Origin of the sequence: Micromonospora sp. NPDC049559, from assembly GCF_040676675.1 — a bacterium.
Classification (GTDB): domain Bacteria; phylum Actinomycetota; class Actinomycetes; order Mycobacteriales; family Micromonosporaceae; genus JBFAPK01.
Map to the genome: position 1 here is coordinate 85,088 of NZ_JBFAPK010000006.1, position 25,907 is coordinate 110,994.

At 73.4% G+C, this 25,907-nt stretch carries 19 protein-coding genes and 1 pseudogene; 16 read left to right on the top strand and 4 right to left on the bottom strand.

The features are described 5' to 3' along the window. Positions 1-44: 44 nt before the first annotated feature. Complete coding sequence (locus AB0J86_RS10360; RefSeq protein WP_363855575.1) at positions 45-3,362, bottom strand: DUF2961 domain-containing protein; 3,318 nt, start codon at positions 3,360-3,362, stop codon at positions 45-47. A gap of 360 nt (positions 3,363-3,722) precedes the next feature. Here AB0J86_RS10360 and AB0J86_RS10365 point away from each other — a divergent pair, with 360 nt between their 5' ends. Further along, on the top strand, positions 3,723-5,039 hold the full coding sequence (locus AB0J86_RS10365; protein ID WP_363855577.1) for a glycoside hydrolase family 16 protein: 1,317 nt from the start codon (positions 3,723-3,725) through the stop codon (positions 5,037-5,039). An 81-nt stretch (positions 5,040-5,120) separates the two neighbouring features. Here the strand turns inward: AB0J86_RS10365 and AB0J86_RS10370 are convergent, their stop codons facing one another. From AB0J86_RS10370 to AB0J86_RS10380, 3 genes are read right to left on the bottom strand one after another with little or no spacing between them, the layout of a single operon-like run. Continuing rightward, a complete protein-coding gene (locus AB0J86_RS10370) occupies positions 5,121-5,822 on the bottom strand; it encodes a VTT domain-containing protein (RefSeq protein ID WP_363855580.1) in 702 nt (233 codons plus the stop codon). Further along, on the bottom strand, positions 5,819-6,535 hold the full coding sequence (locus AB0J86_RS10375; protein WP_363855583.1) for a glutamine amidotransferase: 717 nt from the start codon (positions 6,533-6,535) through the stop codon (positions 5,819-5,821). Before AB0J86_RS10375 ends, AB0J86_RS10370 begins: the two co-directional genes overlap by 4 nt. Continuing rightward, positions 6,525-7,772, bottom strand: coding sequence for a MurT ligase domain-containing protein (locus tag AB0J86_RS10380; protein WP_363855798.1), 1,248 nt, complete (start codon positions 7,770-7,772; stop codon positions 6,525-6,527). Before AB0J86_RS10380 ends, AB0J86_RS10375 begins: the two co-directional genes overlap by 11 nt. 371 nt (positions 7,773-8,143) lie before the next feature. Here AB0J86_RS10380 and mraZ point away from each other — a divergent pair, with 371 nt between their 5' ends. From mraZ to AB0J86_RS10455, 15 genes and pseudogenes are all read left to right on the top strand, one after another. Continuing rightward, complete coding sequence (gene mraZ, locus AB0J86_RS10385) at positions 8,144-8,575, top strand: division/cell wall cluster transcriptional repressor MraZ (RefSeq protein WP_363855586.1); 432 nt, start codon at positions 8,144-8,146, stop codon at positions 8,573-8,575. Between the two features lie 217 nt (positions 8,576-8,792). Then, a complete protein-coding gene (gene rsmH / locus AB0J86_RS10390) occupies positions 8,793-9,893 on the top strand; it encodes a 16S rRNA (cytosine(1402)-N(4))-methyltransferase RsmH (RefSeq protein ID WP_363855589.1) in 1,101 nt (366 codons plus the stop codon). A 46-nt stretch (positions 9,894-9,939) separates the two neighbouring features. Beyond that, positions 9,940-10,671 (top strand): hypothetical protein, encoded by a 732-nt coding sequence (locus AB0J86_RS10395; protein WP_363855591.1) that lies wholly within the window; start codon positions 9,940-9,942, stop codon positions 10,669-10,671. A 387-nt stretch (positions 10,672-11,058) separates the two neighbouring features. Further along, the gene (locus AB0J86_RS10400; RefSeq protein ID WP_363855799.1) at positions 11,059-13,044 is read left to right on the top strand and encodes a penicillin-binding protein 2; all 1,986 of its coding nucleotides are present in this window, start codon (positions 11,059-11,061) and stop codon (positions 13,042-13,044) included. Between the two features lie 91 nt (positions 13,045-13,135). Then, complete coding sequence (locus AB0J86_RS10405) at positions 13,136-14,665, top strand: UDP-N-acetylmuramoyl-L-alanyl-D-glutamate--2,6-diaminopimelate ligase (RefSeq protein WP_363855594.1); 1,530 nt, start codon at positions 13,136-13,138, stop codon at positions 14,663-14,665. Beyond that, positions 14,662-16,092 (top strand): UDP-N-acetylmuramoyl-tripeptide--D-alanyl-D-alanine ligase, encoded by a 1,431-nt coding sequence (gene murF, locus AB0J86_RS10410; RefSeq protein WP_363855596.1) that lies wholly within the window; start codon positions 14,662-14,664, stop codon positions 16,090-16,092. Before AB0J86_RS10405 ends, murF begins: the two co-directional genes overlap by 4 nt. Continuing rightward, positions 16,089-17,213 carry a phospho-N-acetylmuramoyl-pentapeptide-transferase gene (gene mraY / locus AB0J86_RS10415; RefSeq protein WP_363855599.1) on the top strand — a complete coding sequence of 375 codons (1,125 nt, stop codon included), beginning with the start codon at positions 16,089-16,091 and terminating at the stop codon, positions 17,211-17,213. Before murF ends, mraY begins: the two co-directional genes overlap by 4 nt. Positions 17,214-17,406: 193 nt before the next feature. Further along, positions 17,407-18,877: pseudogene (locus tag AB0J86_RS10420) on the top strand (putative peptidoglycan glycosyltransferase FtsW). Next, entirely contained in the window at positions 18,877-19,983 is a 1,107-nt protein-coding gene (murG, locus tag AB0J86_RS10425) for an undecaprenyldiphospho-muramoylpentapeptide beta-N-acetylglucosaminyltransferase (RefSeq protein ID WP_363855601.1), read from the top strand. The pseudogene AB0J86_RS10420 and the gene murG overlap by 1 nt, the downstream one beginning before the upstream one ends. A 31-nt stretch (positions 19,984-20,014) precedes the next feature. Then, on the top strand, positions 20,015-21,520 hold the full coding sequence (murC, locus tag AB0J86_RS10430) for a UDP-N-acetylmuramate--L-alanine ligase (protein WP_363855604.1): 1,506 nt from the start codon (positions 20,015-20,017) through the stop codon (positions 21,518-21,520). Then, positions 21,517-22,356, top strand: coding sequence for an FtsQ-type POTRA domain-containing protein (locus AB0J86_RS10435; RefSeq protein WP_363855607.1), 840 nt, complete (start codon positions 21,517-21,519; stop codon positions 22,354-22,356). The genes murC and AB0J86_RS10435 overlap by 4 nt, the downstream gene beginning before the upstream one ends. 364 nt (positions 22,357-22,720) lie before the next feature. After that, positions 22,721-23,854: a cell division protein FtsZ gene (gene ftsZ, locus AB0J86_RS10440; RefSeq protein WP_363855610.1), complete on the top strand. Its 1,134-nt coding sequence runs from the start codon at positions 22,721-22,723 to the stop codon at positions 23,852-23,854. Between the two features lie 31 nt (positions 23,855-23,885). Next, positions 23,886-24,635: a YggS family pyridoxal phosphate-dependent enzyme gene (locus AB0J86_RS10445; protein WP_363855801.1), complete on the top strand. Its 750-nt coding sequence runs from the start codon at positions 23,886-23,888 to the stop codon at positions 24,633-24,635. A gap of 196 nt (positions 24,636-24,831) precedes the next feature. Beyond that, the gene (locus AB0J86_RS10450) at positions 24,832-25,572 is read left to right on the top strand and encodes a cell division protein SepF (protein ID WP_363855611.1); all 741 of its coding nucleotides are present in this window, start codon (positions 24,832-24,834) and stop codon (positions 25,570-25,572) included. A 28-nt stretch (positions 25,573-25,600) separates the two neighbouring features. Beyond that, on the top strand, positions 25,601-25,897 hold the full coding sequence (locus AB0J86_RS10455) for a YggT family protein (RefSeq protein WP_363855613.1): 297 nt from the start codon (positions 25,601-25,603) through the stop codon (positions 25,895-25,897). Positions 25,898-25,907 lie beyond the last annotated feature (10 nt).

The following is a 25,907-nucleotide window of genomic DNA, read 5'->3' on the forward strand; positions in this document are numbered from 1 at the left end:
GGCATGACGACTCCGATCGGTCGAGGGCTGGGGAAGGGAACGGGTCAGCGGATCAGGCTGGGTCGCGGGATCTCGGCCAGCGAGCCGAACGCGTCGTGCCACTTGGCGGACGGGCCGAACGCGGTGGCGGTGGAGCGGGCCACCCAGACGTCGGACTGCTCCGGCGCGCCCCGGGTGAACGTGACGATGTCGGTCAGGCCGTCGCCGTCGACGTCGGCCAGGCCGGGCGACTCGGCGTCGACGGCGAAGAAGTCATGCCACTTCCAGGCGTTCTGTACGAAACGACCGCCGTCGGAGAGCGAGACGAAGACGTCCGCGGCGCTGCCCCGCGTAAAGGTCACCACGTCGTCACGCCCGTCGCCGTCGACGTCGCCGGCGCCCGCCAACTCGTTGCCGACGGCGAAGTTCGTGTGCCACAGCCAGCCCTCCTGGACGAAGGCGACCCCGTTGGAGAGCGACACGAAGACGTCCGCGGCGGCGCCACCGGTGATCACGGCGATGTCGTCGCGCCCGTCGCCGTCGAAGTCGCCCACGGCCGGGCGCTCGGTGCCGTAGCCGAAGTTGTCCTGCCACTTCAGGCCGGGTCCGAAGCCGGAGCCGGTGGAGAGCGCCACGAAGACGTCGCCCGTCGAGCCGCGGGTGAAGGTGACGATGTCGGTCAGGCCGTCGCCGTTGACGTCGCCGACCTCCGGGTACTCGTCGTTGATGGCGAAGAAGTCGTGCCACTTCGCCGAGGGGCCGAACCCGGACCCGGTGCCGAGCGCGACGTACACGTCACCGGCGGCGCCCCGGGTGAAGGTGATGATGTCGGCACGGCCGTCGCCGTTGACGTCGCCGGTGAGCGGCACCTCGCCGTCGATGGCGAAGAAGTCGTGCGCCTTCGTGCTGGCGCCGAAGGCGGTACCGGTGGAGAGGGCCGTGTAGACGTCGTCGGCCGCCCCCTGGGTGAAGAGCACCGCGTCATCCCGGCGGTCCCCGTCGACGTCGCTGGTGTTGCGGGCGCGGGTGGTGGCGCCGACCACGTCCGAGGCGGCGCCGGCGTTGCCGGCACGGTCCACCGCGACCACCCGGTAGTACCGGGTGGCGCCGGCGGGCAGCGGCCCGTGCCGGTACCCGTGGCTGCTGCTGGTGCCGACCAGGTTGTTGGCGGTCAGCGGCACCGACGGATCGGTGGAGGCGTACACGCGGTAGCTGCTCACCCCGACGTTGTCGTCGGCCGGTGTCCAGGTCAGCGGCGCCGCGTGTGTCCTCCCGGGGCCGACGGCCAGCCCCGTGACGCGACCCGGGGCGGTCTGGTCGGCGAAGGGGGCGACGAGGTTCAGCGCGGTGTACCGCGCCGCGGTCCACGGCGGGGCGCCGGCGGCCGGGGCCAGCCGTACCGTGATCGACGACTTTCCACCGGTCAGCGTCGCCGGGAGCGGGAACTCGTCGTCGAGCCAGCGTTGCGCGGTGTTGCCGAGCGGCTGTAGCCAGGTGCCCGCCGCCGCGCCGTCGACGGTGACCGTGGCGGACTGGTAGGCGCTGTTCTGGTCGCTGCTGCGGCGCAGCCGTACGCCCTGGTTGCCGGGGTCGACGGCGAGCCGGAAGGTGACCGCGCCGGTCGTGGCGCGGACGGCGTCGGTCACCGTGTCGTGGTCGTCGTCCCCCTCGTACACGGCCGGTAGCCGGTACTCGCTGGCGGCGGCGGACTCGGTGTAACCGTGCGCGCCCCGGCTGGCCGCGTCGCCGACCGTGAGCGTGTCGGTGCTCCGGCCGACCACCTCGGGGCGGGTGTAGAGGAAGGCGGTGGAGCTCTCGCGTACCGGGTAGTCGTTCTGTGGTCCGTGCTCGATGCCCATCCGGAAGCCGGAGGTGTAGGCGACCGCGTCGCCGATCTGCAACCGGTACATGGAGTCGCACTCGACCGCGCAGCTGGCCGTGCCGACCCGGTGACCGGTGTCGCCGGTGAAGACGCCCGTGTACTCGCCCCGGTTGAAGTACCAGCCGGACTCGTAGTAGTCCTCGGTGCCCGTACCGTGCCACAGCGGGCTCAGCGCGCCGTCGGCGTACAGCCGCTCGTCGCCCTCCAGGTAGCCCCGGTTGTTGGGGCCGGGGATGTCGTTGCGGACGACCTGCGTCACGCCCAGGAAGCGGCCCCGGCCGGCCACGTCGACCAGCGGCCAGTCCCGGGCGGCGGTGGTGGCGCCCGCGCGCGACTGGGTGGTGAAGTAGCCCGCCCCGCCGGTGGGGCCGAGTTCGCCGGTCCATCTCCCGTCCGCGGCGTGGATGATCTCGGCCTGGACGCCGGAGATCGTGCCGCCGGTGGTGTTGACCAGGGCGACGGTCGCCGAGGAGGCGAACGGCATGGCCCACCACGCGGTGTACCAGCCGCCCGGTGCGGGATCCATCGCGAACATCAGCGAGCGCACCTCGCGCTCCCCGAGGCCGGCGCCGAAAAACTCGCCGAGCGGGGAGTCGACGGTGGTCCGCCCGTCGAAGCTCATCCGCAGTCGCAGGCCGTTCAGGTTCGCCTCGGTGGCGCTCGCGTCGGGCACCCGGAGCCGGATCTGGTTGATCGCGGCCGGTCCGGTCAGCGTGGCGAGGGTGGCGGTACCGCCGGCCGGCGGCGACGCGGTCACGCCGGTGGTGGTCGCGCCCGGCGCGGCGGGCTTCGGGTCGGCCCGTCCGGCCGAGCGGAGCTTGCTCACCACGTCGTTCGCCGGGTCGGCCGGATCGAACCGGTTGATCCCGGTCGCATCGGCGAACTCCCGGTAGCCGACGTGGTAGAAGAGCGGGTTGTTCGTGGTGGTGACGAGCATCGACTCCCGGTACGGCATCGGCACCTTGATGGTCACCCCGCCGGAGGTCTGGTCGGCGTTGGTCACCAGCGGCCAGACGAACGGCGCGCCGAGGTCGCCGTTGACCACGCGTTGCAGGTTGGCGTTGAGGACGGTCACGCCGTCGAGCACGATCCGGATGTCCCCGGTGGCCGAGACGTTTCCCTCGTCGCGGGTGAACCAGATCGAGGAGATCTCGCCCGGCCCGCGTTCCTCGGCGAGCACGCATCCCGGTCCGTTGGTACGCAGGCAGGAGCTGCGCCCGCTGAAGCCGTCGTCGTTGGTGCCGGTGCGGCTGAAGCCGGAGAACTGCCGGGTCCGCGAGCCGGAGGCGAGGTCCGGGAGCAGGTCGAGCCGCCGGTAGGCGTCCCAGCCGACCGGGCCCCGGTTCGCCGCCGCGGCGGCCCGCCCGGCGGCGGGGGTCGCGGTAGCGGCGGCCTCCGGACCGGCGGGGGTCGCGTGTGCCGGTGGGGCGCCGGCCGTACCGGACGGGAGCAGGGTCGTGGCGGTGAGCAGGGCGAGCAGGGTCCACCTGTGATTTCGCATGGGAGAGATGCCACCTTCTGATCCACCGGCGGGTCGAGGGGGTGACCAGGCCGGCGCGCTAAACGTTGGCGCAGTCAGTGTTGGGCGCGTCGTTTATTGACGTCAATACGTTGCGATCTGGCAATTGTTTCCAGGACCGTCCGGCGCGCGCCGTCTCCCACCCCGCCGTGGCCGCCGGCCGCGTCCCCTCGGGACGGCGGTGAGCAGGGGTTATCCGGGCCGGTCGGCGCGGCGCCGTCCCGCTTGGACGGTCGGGCGGACGGGCGGGGAATGGCCGGAACCTGCCACCGTGGGTCGCGGCCGGTCCACGCCCGGTGACACTGCGTCAGCAAAGTCACGCCTCGTCCGGAGGGACATGAGATGATCAAACGTTGGCACGGCCGGTGGTTGGCCGCGGGCGTCGCGGCGCTGACGCTCGCGGCCGTCGGGCACGGCCCGCAGGCGGCGGCAGCGGTCGACCCCGAGGTCAACACCTGCCCGACGGACTACACCCGGTGGGGGCCACTCGGCGGCGAGACGGCCACGCGTACGGCGGACTACTACCGGCAGTCCGTCAGCGGCCGGACCACGCAGGGGATGTACCTGCCGCAGCAGGTCGTCTCCGGCGGGCAGCAGTGGCTGTTCCAGTTCGCCACCACCGTGCAGTCCGGCACGGGCGCGACCGCCCGCGCGCGGGTCGGGGTCGACTGGTACTCCACCCCGGCCGGCAACAACTCCGGCTACCTCGGTCACGCCGACGGCGCGTGGATCACCGTTCCGGCCGGCGCCGGGATTACGACCACCGTGCAGCACATCTTCACCGCTCCCACGGGCGCGGTCCGCGGCAACGTCGTCTCGAACCTGGAGACCAGCACGTCGTCGAGCACCTGGACGGGGCGCGGCTGCGACTACCGGCTGCTCTCCGGCGACGGCGGCACCGAGCCACCGCCGGGCGAGGGCGACACCGCCGCCGGCCGGTACGGCTGGGGCACGCCGTTGGCCGCCGGGTCGGACGAGTTCAACTACGGCTCGGCGAGCAGTCCGGCGGTACCGGACCAAACCAAGTGGGACCTGGCCGGCGGCGGGGTCAACGCGTGTTGGCCGGGACACGCCGACAACGGGCGCCGGTGCGACAAGAACACCCGGGTCTTCGGCGGCGTGCTGCGCCAGACCGGCGAGGCCGGTGGCGACTCGGGCTGGGTCGCCGCCAAGTTCGGCCAGCGGTACGGCCGTTGGGAGGCACGGGTACGGTCACAGGCCACGAGCGCGAACAACGGCCGCCAGTACCACCCGCTGCTGATCCTCTGGCCGGACTCGAACCGGTGGCCCGAGGACGGCGAGTACGACTACCTGGAGAACAGCGCCCCCGGCGAGCAGTGCGCGGAGGCCTTCATCCACTACCCGCACAACGCCGACGCGCCGGTGCAGCAGGAGTTCGCGCAGAGGTGCGGCGTGGACCTGTCGCAGTGGCACAACATCGCCGTCGAGTGGACGCCCGACCACGTACGGGGCTTCGTCGACGGGGTCCAGTGGTTCAGCTTCAGCGGCGGGGCCAACTCCGTCCGCCGGTGCATCCAGTGCGCGCCGTCGATGCACCAGACGATCCAGCTCGACAACTTCTTCGGCGGCAACATGCAGAGCGCAATCTACGAGGTCGACTGGACCCGGGTCTACAGCATCCCCGGCGTGAGCGGCTGACCCGCGCCGTACCGACGGACCACCTCCGCCCGGCGGGAGGTCCCCCGCCGGGCGGCGGGCCGTCTCCGCCTGCGGCGGACCTCAGCCGGGCTGGACCGCGGAGCGGCGGCGCGACCGGTCGCCGCGCTCGGCGCGTACCCAGCGGGTCACCAGGAAGGCGGTGGCGACGAGCCCGAGCCCCGCCGGGGTGACCGCGAGCCAGTTGACGTGGCCGGGAGAGGCGACCGCGGCGCCGATCGCCGCGTAGCCGAAGGCCGACGGTACCGAGGCGAGCACGCTGCCGAGCAGGAACGGGGCGAGCCGGGCGCCGGTGGTCCCGTACCCGTAGCTGACCAGGCCGTAGCCGCCGATCGGCAGCAGCCGTACGCTGATCACGCCGAGCAGGCTCTGCCGGGCGAACCAGCCGTCGAGGCGGGCGAGCCGGCCCCGGACCCGCTCGGCCACGAACTCCCGGCCGAGCAGGCGCCCGACTGCGAAGCCCAGGGTCGCGGCGAGCAGCGCGGCGGCCAGGGTGTAGACCGCCCCCTCCAGCGAGCCGAAGAGCGCGCCCCAGAGGACCGTGATCAACGTACGCGGAACCAGCGCGACCATCAGCAGCGCCCCGACGACGACGGCCGCGAACGGGGCGACCGGCCCGAGCCGGGCGACCAGCCGCGGCGCGTCGGCCAGTCCGGGCTGCGGTACGAACAGCAGGGCCAGCCCGAACAGGGCCAGCACGAGCAGCAGCAGGACGAACCGGGCGACCGACCGTTGCCGGAACGGCCGCAGCGCACGCGCGATCACGAGCGGACGGCGATGGCTTCGGCCCGCTCGGCGCGGAGCCGGTCGGACCAGGTGTCGTCGAGCGGCGGCAGCGCGTTGATCCCGAGCGCCCAGCGCAGCAGCAGGTCGGCCAGGGCCGGGTTGCGGGCCAGGGCCGGACCGTGGGAGTACGTGCCGAGCAGCTTGCCGCGCCAGGCGCCCTCGGTGTTGCCGTCGTTGCCGACGCCGGTGCTGACCCGGGCCAGCGGAGCGACCTCGGGTCCGAGGTGGGTACGGCCGCCGTGGTTCTCGAAGCCGCTCAGCGCGGGCAGGCCGAGCCGCGGGTCGATCTCGCCGGCGAGTTCCCCGACGGCCCGGGAGGGGCCCCGGTCGGAGTAGAGGTCTAGCAGGCCCAGGCCGGCGCACTTGGTGCCCTTGGCGAAGAACGAGTGGCCGAGCATCTGGTAGCCGGCGCAGACCGCGAAGACGACCGAGCCCTGCGCGACCGCCCGGTGCAGGCCGCCGTCGGCGAGCAGGCGCTGTGCGCCCAGCGCCTGCGGCCCGTCCTCGCCGCCGCCGATGAGGTAGATGTCCGCCGAGTTCGGCAGCGGCTGGTCCGAACGGATCTCGCTGACCTCGACGGGCAGGCCGCGCTGCTGCGCCCGCCGGGTGAGGATCAGCAGGTTGCCCCGGTCCCCGTAGGTGGAGAGCAGGTCCGGATAGATCCAGACGATGTGCAGGCTTTCAATTGACACGGTCCAACTCCGCTCGGATGTCCTGGAACGCCGTGTAGTTGGCGATCACCTCAAGCCGCCCCGGGGGAACCGAGGCGATCGCCTCGGCAAAGCTGCGCACGTGCTGGAACGGCACGTCGTTGACGGTGAGCCGCACCGCGAGGTCGTAGGCCCGGTCGCCGGTGATCAGCACCTGTCGGCCGCGCAGCGGCGCGAAGTCCACGTCGAAGAGCCAGGAGGTGTCCAGCCCGTCGGGGTCGCGGGCGTTGATGGAGAGCAGTGTCGGCGCGACGTCGGCCATGTCGAACGCCTCCAGCCAGCTGGCCGGGTTCTTCGCCAGCAGCAGGCGGATGTTGCGCCCGTCGCGGCTGACCTGGGCGTACCGGCCGGCGATCGAGGTGACCGAGGAGAGCCGGGAGACCGCGTCGACGGGGCGTACGCCGAACTCGGCGGCGACGGCCAGCGCGGTGGCCGCGTTGCCGACGTTGACCCGCCCGGGCAGCTGCAGCGACACCTTGTGCCAGGCGCCGGTCGGGTCGACCACGCCGTCGTCCTCCACCACCCACTGCGGCTTCGGCCGCAGCAGGGTGCAGCCGGTGCACCACCACTGGTCCGCCGCGCGCTCGATGGGGGAGCCGCACTCGGGGCAGACCCACGAGTCGTCGTGCCAGCGCTGCCCGGCGCTGAACCAGGTGACGTGCGGCGCGATCAACTGGCCGTTGCGGGCCGGCGGCGGGGTCACGGCCCAGACCACCATCGGGTCGTCGGCGTTGGCGACCACCCGTACGTTCGGGTGCCGGACCAGGGCGGCGCGCCACAGCTGGGCCATCATCGCCACCTCCTTGGCCCGGTCGAGCTGGTCCCGGGAGAGGTTGAGCAGCGCCACCACGCGCGGCTCGGTGGCCTCCAGGACCTGGGCCAGGTAGTGCTCGTCGACCTCCAGCACCGCGTACGGGGTGCGGCCGGCGCGGGCCAGCGCGGAGGTGTGGCCGGTCGGCATGTTGGCGCCGAAGGAGTTGGTGGCGACCGGTCCGAGCACGCCGACGGTGGCGGCCGTGAAACGGGTGGTGGTGGTCTTGCCGTTGGTGCCGGAGATGAGCGCGATGTCCCGGCCGGCGGCCAGGTGCGCGAGGAGATCTGGGTCGATCTTGAGGCCGAGCCAGCCGCCGATGACCGAGCCGTCACCGCGGCCGGCGGCCCGGGACAGCGCCGCGGCGGTCCGCGACACGGAGCTGGCCACCTTCGCCCGCAGAGGCATGTTCGCGTCCGTCACGCGAGCGAGGTTACCGGACCCCTCCCGAACGCAGGATGTGCCCGGACGCACAGTCGGTACGACGAGTGACCGCCCGATCATGTCTGCGTCGACCGGCGGTTCCGCGCGTCGCGGTAGTCGATCTATGTCGGATAGCGGACGCGCGCGGGAGCGGGCTGGGCCCCTCCACTCCACCCCACCCCTTCTGACGTGCGGTTTTGTGGACGGAACCGGCCCGACGCGCCGGCGATTCTGGTTGCGGGTGGAGGGAAGTGGAGTAAAGTGGGGCCCACTGGTGGGGCCGGGAGGGCCCACCCGGCCCGGGGGGTCAGCGGTGCCGCGAACACCGCTTACGGGGGCGCGAGGGGGTTGGGCCGATGTTTCTCGGCACTCACACTCCGCGTCTCGACGACAAGGGCCGGTTGATCCTTCCGGCGAAGTTCCGGGACGAGCTGGCGGGAGGTGTCGTGATCACCAAGGGGCAGGAGCGCTGCCTGTACGTCTTCCCGACACCCGAGTTCCAGCGCATCGCGGACCAGTTGCGCGAGCAGCCGATGACACACAAGGCCGCTCGGGCGTACAGCCGGGTCTTTTTCGCCAGCGCCCACGACGAGGTGCCGGACAAGCAGGGCCGGGTGACGATACCGGCCCACCTGCGCACCTACGCCGGACTCGACCGCGACCTGGTCGTCATCGGCGCCAGTAGCCGGGTGGAGATCTGGGACAAGCAGGCCTGGGAAACCTACCTCGCGGAGAGCGAAGACGACTTCGCCGACATCGAGGAGGGGGTGTTGCCGGGCGGACTGTAGGGCGTCGCAAGCCCGACGTACTGCGAGATCTCCAGCCGCTCACGTTCCTGGCGTCCCTTCCCCGGCGCCAGGCACGCGATCCAGACCGGTCGGCGTGATCATCAGCCGGTCGGTCGGTGTGGACCCGGAGCGGATGGGGATCTGGCGGTACGACGGCGCAGTGCGTGGCTGCAGGACGTACACGAGACAAAACTTTGGTGGTTCAGTGGGGGTCGACATGGGGGAGCTTCGAGGCACGCACGTGCCCGTGCTGCTCGGGCGCTGTCTCGAGTTGCTCGCCCCCGCCCTGAGCCGCGGTGATCGGACGGTGCACGTCGACGCCACGCTCGGCCTGGCCGGGCACGCGGAGGCGGTACTCGCCGCTCACCCACAGACCACCCTGATCGGACTGGACCGGGATCCCGAGGCGCTGGCGCACGCCAGGGCCAGGCTGGCCCCGTACGCCGGTCGGATCCATCTGGTGCACGCGGTCTACGACGAGCTTCCCGAGGTGCTCGACCGGCTCGGCTTCGCCCGGGTCGACGGGGTGCTGTTCGACCTGGGGGTCTCGTCCCTGCAACTGGACGCGCCCGACCGAGGGTTCGCCTATGCGCAGGACGCGCCGCTGGACATGCGGATGGATCAGACCACGGGGGTGCCGGCCGAGGAGGTCGTGAACGGCTACTCGCACGGGGAGTTGGCCCGGGTGCTCCGGGTCTACGGCGAGGAGAAGTTCGCCGGCCGGATCGCCTCGGCGATCGTCCGGGAGCGGGAACGGGCCCGGATCACCTCCTCGGCGCGCCTGGCCGAGCTGGTCCGGGAGGCCATTCCGGCACCGGCCCGAAGAACCGGTGGACACCCGGCAAAGAGAACGTTTCAGGCTTTACGGATCGAGGTAAATAGGGAGCTGGCGGCGCTGGAGACGGCGTTGCCGGCCGCCCTGGACGCCCTCGCCCCGGGCGGTCGTCTGGTGGTCCTCTCCTACCACTCGCTGGAGGACCGGATCACCAAACAGTCGCTCGGTGCCCGGGCCCGGAGCACGGGTCCGGTCGACCTACCGGTCGAACTGCCCGGCACCGGCCCGACGCTGCGGTTGCTCAGCCGCGGCGCCGAGCTGCCGAGCGAGGCGGAGGTCGCCGCGAACCCCCGAGCCGCGTCGGTGCGGCTGCGGGCGGCGGAGCGGATCGACCCCGAGCGGGTCGAGGCCACCGAGGGGACCAGCACCACCGGACGCACCAGGCGGGCCGCCCGCGAACGGCCCCGCCGGGGTGTCAGGGCATTGCACCAGCCCGGTGCCGCGGCACCGGACAGCTCCACAATGGACGAACACGAAGAGTGACTTGCCGGGGGACGGCACGGGGACGGCACGTAGAGGGGGAGGGATTATGAACGTCAGCAAGCGCGACCGCTGGGATCGCACCGGCGGGGAGCGCGACGCAGGGCAGCGTACACCGCGGTCGGGGGGCCGGATCGCGGGGGCGCGGGCCACGCGGGCCGGGGTCGTCGAATCGGTACCGGTGCGCGGCGGGCGCGCCAACCAGGCTCGTGCGCGGGGGGCGCGCGAGTTTCCGACGCAGGGCAGCACCGCGCTGCGCCCGCAGGACTGGGTGGCGCCGGCGGAGCGGGACCGCGCGCGGGAGAGTGCCCGCGCCGCACACCCGGCCGGTGGTGCCGCGGTGGCCCGGGAGAACGCCCGGGCCGCGCACCCGGCGGGCAGCGGGGCGGGAGCGCCCCGGCTCAAGGTGGCGCCACCGCCGCCGGTGGCGGTACCGGGCGCGCCCTTCGTCGGGCTCATCCTGGCCGTGGTGGTCGGCGGGGTGCTTGGCATCCTGCTGGTCAACACGAAGATCAACGAGAACGCCTTCCGCCTCGACAAGCTCCAGAAGCAGCAGGCCTCGCTCGACATCCAGCAGCAGCAGCTGGAAAAGCAGATCGCCGAGTCGGAGGCGCCGGGCAACCTGGCCGCCCGGGCGCGGGCGCTGGGCCTGGTCGAGTCCGGTCCGCCGGCCTTCATCCGGCTACCGGACGGCAAGGTGATCGGCATCCCGCAGCCGGCCGGCGGGGAGCCGGCGATCACCAGCCAGCAGGGCACGGGTCAGCAGGGCGCGGGACGATAACGGATGGCGCCACGGGCGGACGAGCCGCGCCGGGACCCCTCGCGGTCCCGGCGCGCGTCGTCGCGGGAGGGTTCCGGCGGTCGGGCCGAGTCGGGCGGCCAGCGCGACGGTGGCCGGGGCGGCTCGGGCAACTCGGGTAACCCCGGCGGGCAGCGCGACGGTGGCCGGGGCAACCCCGGCGGGCCGCGCGACGGCGGCCGGCGCGGCTCGCCCGGCGAGGACGCCGGGTCGCGCGGGGGCGGCGGCCGGAGCGGCGAGCCGGGGCTCGGCGGCATCTCCGACGCGCGGGCGTACACGCCGCGCGGCCGGACCGTGCGGGAGGCGGCCGAGCTGCGCCGTACCCCGCGCTCCATCCGCTCGGGTGACCCGTTCCGCCCCGCCCTTCAGGTGCTCGACGGCGGTCGGACGGGCGGCTCGCGCGCCGCCCGGCGCAACCCGGCCGGCACCACGGCCGCCGGCACCGGGCGCACCGTCAGCCAGCGCCCGATCCGCACCGTCGACGCCGACAACCCGCTGCCCCGGCCGCGCCGACGCACCGGGGCCGCGGCGGACCCGCCCCGCCGGCCACCGGCCGGGCGGCGGCCGGTGCGCAAGCCGCCCCGCCCGCCCCGGCTCGCCGACCCGCGGCGCCGGCTGCGGCTCGGCACCGTGCTCGCGCTGGTCATCTTCACCGTGATCGGTATCCGGCTGGTCGCGCTGCAGCTCACGGACACGTCGGCGTACGCGGCCGAGGTCAGCGAGAACCGGATCCGTACGGTGGACCTGCCGGCGCCCCGGGGCGCGATCCTGGACCGCTCCGGCGCGGCGCTGGCACACAGCGTCGAGGCGCGGTACGTCTACGCCGACCCGACGGAGATCAAGGACGCCGGCGCCGCCGCGACCGCCCTCTCCCCGCTGCTCGGCATCCCGAAGTCCAAGCTGCTGAAGGGGATGGCGCCGCAGAAGACGCCGGACGGCCGGCCGTCCCGGTTCCAGTACCTGGCCCGCGGGGTCGACGTGGAGGCCGCGAAGAGGGTCGAGGCGCTCGACCTGCCCGGCATCGGGATCAACCGGGACGAGCGGCGCGAGGTGCCCGGCGGCGACCTCGCCGCCAACCTGATCGGCTTCACCGGCGAGGACATGAACGGGCTGGAGGGGATCGAGGCGCGCTACGACGACCTGCTGCGCGGCGTCGACGGCCAGCGCCGCTTCGAGGCCGGCCAGGGCGACCTCGACACGGCCATCCCCGGGGGCTACAACAAGGTCACCGAGGCCCAGCCGGGCAGCTCGCTGGAGCTGACCATCGACCGCGATCTCCAGTACGAGGTGCAGCGGATCCTCTCCCAGACCATGCGCAAGGACACCGGCAGCGTCGGCGCCGCCGTCGTGATCGACGTGCGCAACGGCGAGGTGCTGGCCCAGGCGAGCCACCCGACCTACAACGCCGCCGACCCGGGCGACAGCGCGCCGACCGACCGCGAGGACGCGGCGACCAGCTTCGTGGTCGACCCCGGCTCGGTGCACAAGGCGATCACCTTCGCCGCCGCCCTCCAGGAGGGCGTGGTCCGGCCCGACACGACCGTGCCGGTCCGGCCGCCCGGCGGGGGCGGGTACGCGCTGCCGACGGTACGCAAGGGCGACCAGACCTTCACCGACACGCACTCGGCCCCGGCCGGCGCCCGGATGAGCCTGCCCGGCATCCTCGCCTACTCATCCAACGTCGGCACGATCAAGATCGGCGACGCGCTCGGCAAGGAGAAGCTCTACGAGTACCAGCGGAAGTTCGGGCTGGGACAGGCGACCGGCGAGGGGCTGCCGGGCGAGGCGAGCGGGCAGCTGCTGGCGCCGGACGGGTGGAGCGGCTCGTCGTACGGGTCGGTGCCGATCGGGCACAGCGTGGCGGCCACCCCGCTGCAGATGGCCGCGGCCTACGCCGCCATCGCCAACAACGGGACCTGGGTGCAGCCGCACCTGATCCGGGCCACCATCGGCCCGGACGGCAAGCGCACCGACGCGCCGGCACCCAGGAGCCACGAGGTGGTCAGCCCCGAGGTCGCCGCCGAGCTGCGCACCATGCTGGAGGCGGTGGTGACGGTGCCGGACGCGACCGGGCTCAAGGCCGCCATCCCCGGCTACCGGGTCGCCGGCAAGACCGGTACCGGCTCCCGGGTGGTCGACGGCAAGTACGCCCCCGGCGAGGTGGCCTCGTTCATCGGCATGGCGCCCGCGGACAACCCGCGGTACGTGGTCGCGGTCTTCGGGTACACGCCGAAGGGCGGGGGCGGCGACGTGGCGGCTCCGGCCTTCAAGCAGATGATGAGCTTCACCCTTACCCACTTCCGGGTGCCACCGACCGGTACGAAGCCGCCCAAGTTCGTGGTCTTTCCGCGCTGACCAGGCACGGGACGCCATCATCGGTGGGTGTGGGCGAACCACCGGGGCGGCGGTGTGATCCGGGTTGCCGGACCGGGTAGGGTCTGACGCCGTGCCCGGCAATCCGCGTCCCCGCACCGTGATCGCATCGCGGCTGGGCGACCTCGCCAGGCGGCTGGAGATCGAGCCGCCGCAGGACGCCGCCGATCTGGCGGTGACCGGGGTCACCCATGCCAGCGGTGAGGTGCGTCCCGGTGACCTTTATGCGGCCCTGCCCGGTTCGCGCCGGCACGGGGCCGAGTTCGCGCCGGCCGTGGCGGCGGCCGGGGCGGTGGCCGTACTGACCGACCCGGCGGGCGCCGCGGCGGCGGCCGAGGCCGGCCTGCCCGCGCTGGTCGTACCGGATCCCCGGGCGGTGCTCGGCACGGTCGCCTCGGCGGTCTACGGCGACCCGACCGCGGGGCTCACGGTGATCGGGATCACCGGCACCGCCGGCAAGACCTCGACGGCCTACCTGATCGAGTCGGGGCTGCGGGCCGCCGGCCACGTCACCGGGCTGATCGGCACCGTGGAGACCCGCCTCGGCGACCTCGCGCTGGACAGCGTCCGGACCACGCCCGAGGCGACCGACCTGCACGCCATGCTCGCCGCCGCCCGCGAGCGGGGCGTCACCGCGGTGGTGATGGAGGTCTCCAGCCACGCCCTGGCGATGGGACGGGTGGGCGGCGTCCGCTTCACCGTCGGCGGGTACACCAACTTCGGCTCCGACCACCTGGACTTCCACGCGGACGCGGCCGACTACTTCGCCGCGAAGGCCAAGCTCTTCGACGGGCGCTGCGAGGTCGAGGTGCTCAACCACGACGACCCGGCGCTGCGTCCGCTCTTCAAGCCCGCGACGGTGAGCTACTCCGCGGCCGGCGACCCCGCGGCCAGCTGGCGGGCGACCGGGATCGGCGGCTCCGGCTACGCCCAGCGCTTCACCGCCCTCGGCCCGGACGGCGTCGAGATCCCGACGGGGGTGGCGCTGCCCGGCCGGCACAACGTCGCCAACGCGCTGCTCGCCATCGCCGCGCTGACCGCCGCCGGGGTGGAGCCGACGACCGGGGCGGCCGGGGTGGCCGCCTGCTCCGGCGTACCGGGGCGGCTGGAGCTGGTCGACGCGCCCGGCCCGGTGCGCGGCGTCGTCGACTACGCGCACAAGCCCGACGCGGTCGTCGCCGCGCTGGCCGCGCTCCGCGAGCTGACCGGCGACGCCGGGCGGCTGATCTGCGTGATCGGCGCGGGCGGGGACCGGGACCGGGCCAAGCGCCCGGTGATGGGGGAGGCCGCCGCGCGCGGCGCCGACCTGGTGCTGGTCACCGACGACAACCCCCGTACCGAGGACGCGGCGGCGATCCGCGCGGAGGTGCTCGCGGGGGTCCGCCGGGCCGGCACGTCCGCCCGGGTGCTGGAGGTGGCCGGCCGGCGCGCCGCCATCGACGAGGCGGTACGGCTCGCCGCGGCGGGCGACGTGATCGCCCTGCTCGGCAAGGGGCACGAGCGCGGGCAGGAGATCGCCGGAACGGTGCAGCCCTTCGATGACCGGGTGGAGCTGGCGGCCGCGCTCGCCGCCCGGTTCGACAACCTGGTGGGGCAACGATGATCGAGCTGACCCTCGGCGAGCTCGCCGCCGTGGTCGACGGCCGGCTGGTCGTCGGCGACCCGGACACCCGGATCACCGGGACGGTGGAGTTCGACTCGCGCAAGGTGGCCCCGGGCGGCCTCTTCGTGGCCTTTCCGGGTGAGAAGGTCGACGGACACGACTACGCGTCCGGGGCGGTCGCCGCCGGCGCGGTCGCGGTGCTCGGCACCCGGGAGGTCGCGGGCGTGCCGATGGTCCTCGTCGAGGACGCGCTGACCGCGCTGGGCGCGCTGGCCCGGGCGGTGCTCGACCGGCTGCCGGCGCTCACCGTGGTCGGGCTGACCGGCTCGTCCGGCAAGACCACCACCAAGGACCTGATCGCGCAGCTCGCCGCCCGGCTCGGGCCCACGGTGGCGCCGCCCGGGTCGTTCAACAACGAGCTGGGGCATCCGTACACGGCGTTGCAGGCCGGCCCGCGGACCCGGTACCTGGTGCTGGAGAAGGGCGCGCGCGGCATCGGGCACGTGCGGTACCTCTGCGAGATCGCCCCGCCGCGCATCGGCGTGGTGCTCAACGTCGGGGTCTCCCACATCGGCGAGTTCGGCTCGCAGGACGCGATCGCGATCGCCAAGGGCGAGCTGGTGGAGGCGCTGCCCGAGGACGGGGTGGCGGTGCTCAACGCCGACGACCCGCGGGTACGGGCGATGGCGACGCGTACCCGGGCCCGGGTGGTGCGCTACGGCGAGGCCGACTACGCCGACGTGCGGGCCGTCGACGTCACGCTCGACGAGCGGGGGCGTCCGTCGTACACGCTGGTGGTGCGCGGGTCGTCGGCCGGGGCGGACTTCACCGCGCCGGTGCGGCTCGGGCTGAGCGGCGCCCACCAGGTGGGCAACTCGCTCGCCGCGGCGGCCGTCGCGCTCGAACTCGGCATGTCCCCGGCCGACCTGCCCGCCGCCCTCGGCGAGCTGAGGCTGGTCTCCACGCGCCGGATGGACGTCTTCGACCGCGCCGACGGGGTGACGGTCATCGACGACTCGTACAACGCGAATCCCGCCTCCACCGCGGTCGCCCTGCGGGCGCTGGCCGAGGTGGGGCGCGGCCGCCGGACGCTCGCGGTGCTCGGCTACATGGCCGAGCTGGGCGAGTTCGAACGGGACGGGCACGAGGAAGTCGGCCGGCTCGCGGCCGAATTGGGCGTCGACCGGCTGTTTGTGGTCGGAGAACCGGCCGCGCCGATCCATGACGGCGCGTCGTCGGTCCAGACATGGGGAGGAATGTCGGTGCTGGTGACCGATCAGGCGGCGGCGGTCGAGGCGCTGTCGGGCGAGTTGCGCCCGGGCGACGTCGTCCTGGTGAAGGGCTCGCGTTACCGCACCTGGGAGGTGGCCGACGCGCTGCGCGCCGAGGCCGCCGCCGGTGACGGTACGGGGGAGGCGACCGCGTGAGGGCCGTCATCGTCGCGGTTTTCGTCGCCTTCCTCATCTCGCTCTTCACCACCCCGATCGCGATCAAGGTCTTCACCCGGCTGAAGGCGGGTCAGCCGATCCGGGCCGAGGGCCCGGTGATGCACCAGGGCAAGAAGGGCACGCCCACGATGGGCGGGGTGGTCTTCATCGTCGCCACGGTCATCGCGTACGTGGCCGGCCACCTCGCGCTGACCACCCTGCCCGGGGCGCAGATCGCGCAGGTCCAGCCGACCATCACGGCGTTGGTGCTGCTCGGCCTGATGGTCTTCTCGGGCGCGGTCGGCTTCATCGACGACTTCCTGAAGGTGCGCAAGCGCAACAGCGCCGGGCTGAACAAGCGCGGCAAGCTCTTCGGGCAGATCCTGGTCGGCGCGGGCTTCGGCGTGATCGCGCTCTACTTCCCGAGCAGCATGGTGGACCAGTCCGGTTCGCCGACCAACGTCGAGACGGTCGGCAGCACCACGCTGTCGTTCGTCCGCGACATCGACGCGCTGGACGTCGGCAAGATCGCCTCGGTGATCATCTTCATCTTCGTGGTGATGGCCTCGACGAACGGCGTGAACCTCACCGACGGGCTGGACGGTCTCGCCACCGGCGCCTCGGTGATGGTGCTCGGGGCGTACACCCTGATCGCGTTCTGGCAGTACCGGCACTGGTGCGCGGACCCGGCCTACACCCGGGACTACTGCTACACGGTCCGGGATCCCCTGGAGATCGCGCTGATCGCCGGCGCCGCGGCCGGGGCCTGTATCGGCTTCCTCTGGTGGAACACCTCGCCGGCCCGGATCTTCATGGGCGACACCGGCGCGCTCGGCCTGGGCGGCCTGATCGCCGGCATGGCGATGTCCACCCGTACGCTGCTGCTCCTGCCGATCATCGGTGGCCTCTTCGTGATCATCACGATGTCCGTGGTGATCCAGATCATCTCGTTCCGCACCACCGGCAAGCGCGTCTTCCGGATGTCGCCGCTGCAGCACCACTTCGAGCTGGCCGGCTGGAGCGAGGTCAACATCGTGGTCCGGTTCTGGATCATCGCCGGGATCGGGGTCGCCATCGCGCTCGGCCTCTTCTACGGCGACTTCCTCGCCGCCATCACCTGACCGGCGCCATCGCCTGACCGCCCTGGCCACCCGACCGGCCGGCCGACACGCCGGCCGGTCAGGTGCGCGGTCACGGCGTGTCCAGCGCCCATGATGGCCCCATGGTAAGGGGCGAGGGGGCGGCGGCATGACGGGCGAACATCTGCGGCGCGAGGCGACCGCCGAGCGTACGGCGGCAGCGCCGTCCGGCGCGGTGGGCGCGCGTACCGCCGAGGCGGCGAACGGGGCCGGCCGGGGCTGGGACGCGGCCAGCGGACTGGCCGCCCTGCGCGGCCTGCTCGCCCGCCCGCTCGCCTCGTACTACCTGCTCGTCTCCAGCGCCGGACTGCTGCTGGTGATCGGGTTGACCATGGTCTTCTCGGCGACCAGCGTCACCGCGTACGCCGAGGACGGCAACGCCTTCAGCTACGTCATCAAGCAGGCGCTCTTCGCCTTCGTCGGCCTCGTCGCGTTCTGGGCCTGTCAGCGGCTGCCCGCCAGCACCTTCCGGTCGCTGGGCCGGCCGGTGCTCGGCCTCGCCCTGGCGCTGCTGGTGCTGCTCGACGCGCTGCTGGCCTGGGCCAAGCTGCGCGACCTGGAGGTGCCCCGGATCGGGCCGATCCACGCCGAGCTGCTCTGGCTCTACCTCGGCCCGATCCAGGTGCAGCCCTCCGAGCTGGCCAAGTTCGGCCTGGTGCTCTGGGGCGCCGACCTGATCGCCCGCAAGGGCGCGGCCCTGGGCTGGTGGCGCGAGCTGGCCACCCCGCTCTTCCCCGTGCTCGGCCTGCTCTTCGTCCTGGTCGGCTACAACGACCTGGGCACCATGCTCTGCCTGCTCGGCATCGTGGTCGGGCTGCTCTGGGTGGCCGGGGTGCGGCTGCGCACCTTCGGCGTGCTCGGGGTGGCCGGGCTGGCCGGGGTGGGGCTGCTGATCGCGGCCGCCTCGGTCGGTGCCGGCTCGGGCAGCACCGAGGCGCCGAACTACCGGCTGGCCCGGCTCACCGTCTTCCTCAAGGACCCGGAGGACTGCAAGCAGGACCTCTGCTACCAGCTCGCCCAGGCCCGGTACGCGATCGACCACGGCGGCTGGTTCGGCGTCGGCCTCGGCAAGGCCAGCAGCAAGTGGGACTGGCTGCCCGCCGCGCACAACGACTTCATCTTCGCGGTCATCGCCGAGGAGCTGGGCGTGGTGGGCTGCGTGGTGGTGCTCGCCCTCTTCGCGGTGCTGGCCTACAGCGGTCTGCGCATCGCCCGCCGGGTGGAGGACCCGTTCCGTCGTCTCGCCGCCGCCGCCATCACCACCTGGCTGGTCTGCCAGGTGGTGATCAACGTGGGTGGCGTGGTCGGACTCCTGCCGATCACCGGCCTGCCGCTGCCGTTCATCTCCGACGGCGGTAGCGCGCTGGTGGTGACCATGGCGGCGGTCGGCATGCTCGCCTCGCTCGCCCGCGCGGAACCCGACGCGGCGCGAGCCCTGAACGCCCGTCCGCCCGCCCGATGGGTACGGCTACTCTGGGCCCCGTTGCCGCCGCTTCCCGCGGGGCGCCGCCGGGGTCCGGTCCCCGCGCCGGCCGCCCGCAGACCCGCACCGCGGTCCGGGAGGCGGCGCGACGGGGACGGCCCGGCCGGTCGGCGGCGGGGCGACCCGGGTGCGCGCCGGAACGGCGAGTGAGAGGAGACGCTGATGGGTCCGCTGCGTTCGGTGGTGCTTGCGGGAGGCGGCACGGGTGGCCATATCTACCCGTTGCTGGCCTTCGCCGACTGCCTACGCCGGCATGACCCGGGTGTCCGGATCACCGCTCTGGGCACGCCGAAGGGGCTGGAGAACGAACTCATTCCCCCGCACGGCTACGACCTGCGGCAGATTCCCGCCTATCAGCTGCCCCGGTCGGTAAACATGGACCTGATGCGTACTCCGGACCGGATGTGGAAGGCGGCCCGCGCCGCCGGCAAGGTGCTGGACGAGGTACACGCGGACGTCGTGGTCGGCTTCGGCGGGTACGTCTCGGTGCCCGGGTACCTCGCGGCGTGGCGCCGTGAGCTGCCGATCGTCATCCACGAGGTGAACGTGCCGCCGGGCGTGGCGAACAAGCTCGGCATGAAGTTCACCAAGCACGTGGCGGTCGGCTTCCCGCACCAGCCCGCCCAGGCCGAGGCGCTGCGCGACGCCCGGGTGGTCGGCGTGCCGCTGCGGCGCGCGATCGCCGGGCTGGACCGGGCCGCCCAGCGCGCCTCGGCCCGCGCCTACTTCGGGCTGCGCCCGGACCTGCCGACCCTCTTCGTGGCCGGCGGCTCGCAGGGCGCCCGGACGATCAACCTGGCCGTCTCCGGCGCCGCCAAGGAGCTGGCCCGGCACGGCATCCAGGTGCTGCACGTGATCGGCGCGCGCAACGAGCCGGTCCCCGTACCGACCGACCTGCCGGTGCCGTACGTGACGCTGCCGTACCTGTCCGAGATGGAGCTGGGCTACGCCGCCGCCGACCTGATGCTGGGCCGGGGCGGGGCGATGACCTGCGCCGAGGTCGCCGCGATCGGGCTGCCGACGATCTACGTGCCGTACCCGCACAGCAACCAGGAGCAGAAGCGCAACGCCCTGCCGGTGGTCCAGGCGGGCGGCGGGCTGCTCGTCGACGACGCCGAGATGACCCCGGGTTGGGTGGAGCAGAACGTGATCCCGTTGATCCGCGACCCGCAGCGGCTGGCGGCGATGGGCGCCGCCGCGGCCGCGTACGGCCGGCGCGACGGGGACGAGGCGCTGCTCGACTTCGTCTACGAGGCGGTGACCCGGTGAGGGACCGTACCGCGAGCGGAAGGTTGACCCTATGAACACGGCGCAGTCCAGCCCGGCCGGCGTCCTGGCCGCCGAAGACCTGGGCACCGTCCACCTGATCGGGATCGGCGGGGTCGGGATGAGCGGGCTGGCGCGGCTGCTGCTGACCCGGGGCATCCCGGTGACCGGCAGCGAGCTGCGCCAGTGGCCGGCGCTGGCGGGGCTGCGGGCCCTGGGCGGCACCATCCACATGACCCACGAGCCGGCCAACCTGGACGGTGTCGACACCGTGGTCTACTCGACCGCGATCCCGGCCGACCACGTGGAGCTGGTCGAGGCGCGCCGGCGCGGGCTGCGGGTGCTGCACCGCTCCGAGGCGCTGGCGGCGACGATGACCGGGCGGCGCAGCATCGCGGTCGCCGGTACCCACGGCAAGACCACCACCACCTCGATGGTGACCCTGGTGCTCCAGCAGGCCGGGCAGGACCCCTCCTTCGTCATCGGCGGGGAGATCTCCGAGGTGGGCTCGAACGGCCATCACGGCAGCGGCGAGTACTTCGTGGTCGAGGCGGACGAGAGCGACCGCTCGTTCCTGCGCTACCGGCCGTACGTCTCGATCATCACGAACATCGAGGCGGACCACCTGAACACGTACGGGGACCTGGCCGGCCTGGAGGCCGCGTTCGCCGACTTCGCCCGGCTCACCGACCCGGAGGGGTTCGTGGTGACCTGCGCGGACGACCCGGGCACCCGGCGGCTGGCCGACGTGCTGCGCGCCGAGGGGCGGACGGTCTTCACCTACGGCGTGGCGGACGACGCCGACCTGCGGATGTCGGAGATCGCCTCGTCGGCGCAGGGGGTGCGCTACCTGGCCGGTCTGGACGGTGAGCCGCTGGGCGAGTTCCGGCTCTCCACCCCCGGCCGGCACCTCGGGCTCAACAGCGCCGCGGCGGTGCTGACCGCGGCCCGGCTCGGGCTCGGGGTGACCGCGGCGCGCGAGGCGCTCGCCGCCTTCCCGGGCGTACGCCGGCGCTTCGAGCGCAAGGGCGTCGCGGCCGGGGTGCAGGTCTACGACGAGTACGCCTACCACCCGACCTCCATGACGCTGGCGCTGGAGACGCTGCGCGAGGTGGCCGCGGGCGGGCGGCTGATCGTGGTGTTCCAGCCGTACCGGGTCTACCGCACCCGGGACCTGCAGGCCGAGCTGGCCACCGCGCTGGCCATCGCCGACGAGGTGGTGATGCTGGAGGTCTTCGGCCCTGGCGAGGTACGCCAGCCGGGCGAGGGCGGCGCCGCGCTGACCGCGGCGATCGACCTGCCGGCGGAGCGGAAGATCTTCCTGGACTCCTGGGACGACGTGCCGGCCGAGGTGGCCCGCCGGGTCCGCGAGGGCGACGTGGTGGTGACCATGGGCGCGCCGCCGATCTCGTTGCTCGGCGACGAGCTGCTGGACGCCCTGGTCGGCCGCGCCGGTGGCACCGCGACGGCCGAGACGCCGGCCCCCGTCACCGGCGTCGCCCCGGCCGGCCCGGACGCCACGGCACTCGGCGCCGGATGACGCCCGGCTCGGCGCGGGGCGGCCGGGCGCCGGGCTCGACGGACGGACCCACCGGACCCGGCGGTCGGGGCGGTCGCCCGGCGGTGCGCCGGTGGCGGCTGGTACGCGCCAACAGCGACGCGGTACCGGCGTCGGCGCGCCGGTTCATGCGCCGGGCCCGGCAGCGGCGGCTGCGGGCGGCCCTGCCCTGGGCGCTGATCGGCGGGGTGCTGGCGCTCGCCGGGCTGGCCGCCTGGGTCCTCACCGGTACCGGGATCTTCGGCGTACGCGAGGTGCGGGTGGTCGGCGCCGCGCTGGTCACCCCGGCCGAGGTGCGGGCCGCGGCGGCGGTGCCGGACGGCGAGCCACTGGCCACGGTGGACCTGGCGGCGGTGGGCGGGCGGGTGGCGGCGCTGGCGCCGGTGGCCCGCGCGGAGGTCTCCCGGGAGTGGCCGAGGACGCTGCGGATCGAGGTGGTCGAGCGTACGCCGGCCGCTGCGGTGCCGCAGGGCGAGCACTTCGCCGTGGTGGACGCCGAGGGCGTGGTCTTCTCCACCGCGCCCCGGCGACCGGACGGGCTGCCGCTGGTACGGGTCGCGAACCCGGGCCGGAACGACCCGGCGACCCGGGCGGCCCTGCAGGTGCTCGGCGTGCTCACCCCCCAGCTGCGCGAGCAGCTCGCCGAGGTGGTGGTGGACGGGCCGGCCCGGATCCGGGTGCAGCTGCGCGGCGGCCGCACGGTGATCTGGGGCGACGCGACCGCGGGGGAGACCAAGGCCCGGGCGGCGACGTCGTTGCTCTCCCGCCGGGGCAACACCATCGACGTGAGCGCGCCGGAGGTGGTGAGCGTCCGCTGAGGACGCCCACCCCGGCCCTCGCGCCGGCCCGGCGCCGGTCGTTCCCGCCTCACCCCGGCCCGGCGTCGGCCGTTCCCGCCTCACCCCGGCCCGGCGCCGGTCATGTCGGGAAAATGATCGGTACGCGGGCGGTTCTCGCGTGGAAAATGCTCGGTGTGGCGACACGCCGTGCGGTTGCTTGGCTCTTGACGTGGGGGCGCTTACGTTGCCCGGAGAGGATCAGTGGTTGACATAACCGTAAGCCTCTAGTAGAGGGTGAGGGTTAAACCCTTCGCCCTCGTCGGTACCGAGGGGATGTCGACCGCCGAACTGGCCGGGTCGTACGACGGTCGGCGCCCGCCAATCTCGAAGGGAAAGGACCCCGATGACACCTCCGCACAACTACCTGGCGGTCATCAAGGTCGTCGGCATCGGTGGCGGCGGCGTCAACGCCGTCAACCGAATGATCGAGGTTGGGCTCAAGGGCGTCGAGTTCATCGCGATCAACACCGACGCCCAGGCGCTGCTGATGAGCGACGCCGACGTCAAGCTCGACGTGGGCCGCGAGTTGACCCGCGGGCTCGGTGCCGGGGCCAACCCCGACGTCGGCAAGAACGCCGCCGAGGACCACCGGGACGAGATCGAGGAGGTGCTCAAGGGCGCCGACATGGTCTTCGTGACCTGCGGCGAGGGCGGCGGCACCGGTACCGGTGGGGCGCCCGTGGTGGCCAACATCGCCCGCAAGCTGGGCGCGCTGACCATCGGCGTGGTGACCCGGCCGTTCTCGTTCGAGGGCAAGCGCCGGCAGGTGCAGGCCGAGGCCGGCATCGACGAGCTGCGCAACCAGTGCGACACGCTGATCGTGATCCCGAACGACCGGCTGCTCGCGCTCGGCGACCGGGGCATCAGCATGATGGACGCCTTCCGCCAGGCCGACCAGGTGCTGCTCTCCGGTGTCCAGGGCATCACCGACCTGATCACCACCCCGGGTCTGATCAACCTGGACTTCGCGGACGTGAAGAGCGTGATGAGCGGCGCCGGCAGCGCGCTGATGGGCATCGGCAGCGCGCGCGGGGAGAACCGCGCGGTCGAGGCGGCCGAGGCCGCCATCTCGAGCCCGCTGCTGGAGCAGAGCATGGACGGCGCCCGCGGGGTGCTGCTCTCCATCGCCGGCGGATCCGACCTCGGGCTCTTCGAGATCAATGACGCGGCGCAGCTGGTCACGGACGCCGCCCACCCGGACGCCAACATCATCTTCGGGGCGGTCATCGACGACGCGCTCGGCGACGAGGTGCGGGTGACCGTGATCGCGGCCGGCTTCGACGGCGGCGCGCCGGCGTACAAGTCCGCCGAGTCGCAGCGCAAGCCGGGCCAGCCCGCGAGCGCCGGCGGGTCCGGCGGTGCCGCCCACGGCCCGTCGGGTGGCCTGCCCCCGACGCACCCCACTCCCACCCAGCAACCGCGCCGGGTCCTCTTCGACGACGTCGACGTGCCGGACTTCCTGAAGAACGGCTCGTGACCGGGTGGTCGGACCGACCCCCGGGCGCACCGTGACCGACCGGGCCGTCGCGGCGGACAGCGAACGCCGCGCGGAGCTCGCGGGGCGGTTGGCCCAGGTGCGGACCCGCATCGCCGAGGCGTGCGCCGCGGCCGGCCGGGACCGCGGCGAGGTCACCATGGTCGCGGTGACCAAGACGTACCCGGCCGGCGACGTCCTGGCGCTGGCCGGGCTCGGCGTCACCGAGATGGGCGAGAACCGCGACCAGGAGGCGGCGGGCAAGGCGGCGGCGGTGGCGGCCGCCGGGGCGGACGTGCGCTGGCACTTCGTCGGCCAGTTGCAGCGCAACAAGTGCCGCTCGGTGGTCGGCTACGCCGACGTCGTGCACTCCGTGGACGGGGTGCGGCTGGCGGAGGCGCTGGCCCGGGCGGCCGAACGCCGGCGGGAGCGCCCGCTGGAGGTGCTGGTGCAGGTCAGCATCGACGGCGATCCGGCGCGCGGCGGCGCCTTCGCCTCGGACGGGGCCGACGACGACCGGGCGCTGCCGGCGGTGGCCGCCCGGGTCGCCGCGGCCGGCTCGCTGCGGCTGGCCGGGCTGATGGCGGTGGCGCCGCTCGGCTGGGAGCCAGAGCGGGCGTTCGAGCGGCTGGCCGGGATCGCCGCGCGGCTGCGGGCGGAGCATCCGGGGGCCACCGCGCTGTCGGCCGGGATGAGCGGGGACCTGGAGGCGGCCATCACGTACGGCGCGACACATGTCCGGATCGGTAGCGCGTTGCTCGGAATGCGTCCCACGCTGGGGTAGCCTGACCGCTGATAACAAATTACATCAGTGTTGTTTGAGGCCGGGTCCCCGTTGGCGGGGGTCGACGGCACCGCGCGGTCCACTCCGTACGGTGCCCGGGGATTGCGGACTCAGGCCGGTGGGCACTGCAGTGTTCACGCGCGTGACAGTGACACGGCACGGGGGCGCGTGCCGCACGGCGGACGGAGGGGCGCGGATGGGTGCACTGCGCAAGGCGGGGGTCTGGCTCGGGCTGGTCGAGGAGGACGACGAGCGGGGCTACGACGACGGTGGCTACGAGAAGAGCAGCTACCGCGATTCGCGCTACCGGCAGAGCCGGTACGCGGAGGAGTTCGCCGACGACGACGAGGACGAGCAGGACGAGCCGCCGGCGGTGCCGCGGGCGCGGGCGGAACGGAGCCGGCTCGCAGAGCGTAGCAGCGCCCGTTCGGCGGATCTCGACCGTACCGACAGCGATCGGGTGGAGCGGGCCGACCGGACAGATCGGACGGAGCGCGGCGACCGCGGCGACCGGGGCGAGCGCGCCAGTGTGCGCTCCATCACCCGGCCCGGTGCCCAGGAGAACTCCTCGGCGCTGACCTACCACACCCGCGAGAACCTGGCGCTCGCGCCGCAGGTACAGCTGCGGGAGCGGGCCGTGCCGGCCGAGGAGGAGCAGCGCTACCAGATCACGACGCTGCACCCGACCACGTACCGTGAGGCCCGCACCATCGGAGAGCACTTCCGGGACGGGGTGCCCGTGATCATCAACCTCACCGAGATGGACGAGGCGGATGCCCGCCGTCTGGTCGACTTCGCCGCCGGTCTGGCTTTCGGACTGCGGGGTACGATCGAGCGCGTGACCAACCGGGTGTTCCTGCTCTCGCCGGCCAATGTCCAGGTCACCGCGGAGGACAAGGCCAAGATCGCCGAGGGCGGCTTTTTCAGCCTGGGTTAGCTCTGGATACCGAGGGATCTCGCCTGCCGTGTTGTCGATCCTGTTCCAAGTCCTGTACCTGCTCCTCTACGTCTTTTTCCTGGTGCTTTTGGCCAGGTTTGTCCTAGGGGCCGTGCTGCAGTACGGGCGTCGCTGGCAACCGGGCCGGGGGGCCGCGGCGGGTCTCGAGTCGGTGTGGAGCGTCACTGATCCGCCCCTCAAAGCGTTGAGGCGTGTGATCCCACCACTGCGAATTGGTACCGTGAGCATCGACCTGGCCTCCCTTGTGCTCCTGGTTATCCTGTTCGTGCTGATGAGGTATGTGGTAGAGCCGCTGATCAGTTAACGACCTGACC

What these genes read in the sequence shown, in the direction of transcription:
- ftsZ (WP_363855610.1), top strand. Translation starts at nt 22,721, where the DNA reads ATGACACCTCCGCACAACTACCTGGCGGTCATCAAGGTCGTCGGCATC.
- AB0J86_RS10360 (WP_363855575.1), bottom strand. Translation starts at nt 3,362, where the DNA reads ATGCGAAATCACAGGTGGACCCTGCTCGCCCTGCTCACCGCCACGACC.
- murC (WP_363855604.1), top strand. Translation starts at nt 20,015, where the DNA reads ATGAACACGGCGCAGTCCAGCCCGGCCGGCGTCCTGGCCGCCGAAGAC.
- AB0J86_RS10435 (WP_363855607.1), top strand. Translation starts at nt 21,517, where the DNA reads ATGACGCCCGGCTCGGCGCGGGGCGGCCGGGCGCCGGGCTCGACGGAC.
- murF (WP_363855596.1), top strand. Translation starts at nt 14,662, where the DNA reads ATGATCGAGCTGACCCTCGGCGAGCTCGCCGCCGTGGTCGACGGCCGG.
- AB0J86_RS10365 (WP_363855577.1), top strand. Translation starts at nt 3,723, where the DNA reads ATGATCAAACGTTGGCACGGCCGGTGGTTGGCCGCGGGCGTCGCGGCG.
- AB0J86_RS10380 (WP_363855798.1), bottom strand. Translation starts at nt 7,772, where the DNA reads ATGCCTCTGCGGGCGAAGGTGGCCAGCTCCGTGTCGCGGACCGCCGCG.
- mraZ (WP_363855586.1), top strand. Translation starts at nt 8,144, where the DNA reads ATGTTTCTCGGCACTCACACTCCGCGTCTCGACGACAAGGGCCGGTTG.
- AB0J86_RS10395 (WP_363855591.1), top strand. Translation starts at nt 9,940, where the DNA reads ATGAACGTCAGCAAGCGCGACCGCTGGGATCGCACCGGCGGGGAGCGC.
- rsmH (WP_363855589.1), top strand. Translation starts at nt 8,793, where the DNA reads ATGGGGGAGCTTCGAGGCACGCACGTGCCCGTGCTGCTCGGGCGCTGT.
- AB0J86_RS10450 (WP_363855611.1), top strand. Translation starts at nt 24,832, where the DNA reads ATGGGTGCACTGCGCAAGGCGGGGGTCTGGCTCGGGCTGGTCGAGGAG.
- murG (WP_363855601.1), top strand. Translation starts at nt 18,877, where the DNA reads ATGGGTCCGCTGCGTTCGGTGGTGCTTGCGGGAGGCGGCACGGGTGGC.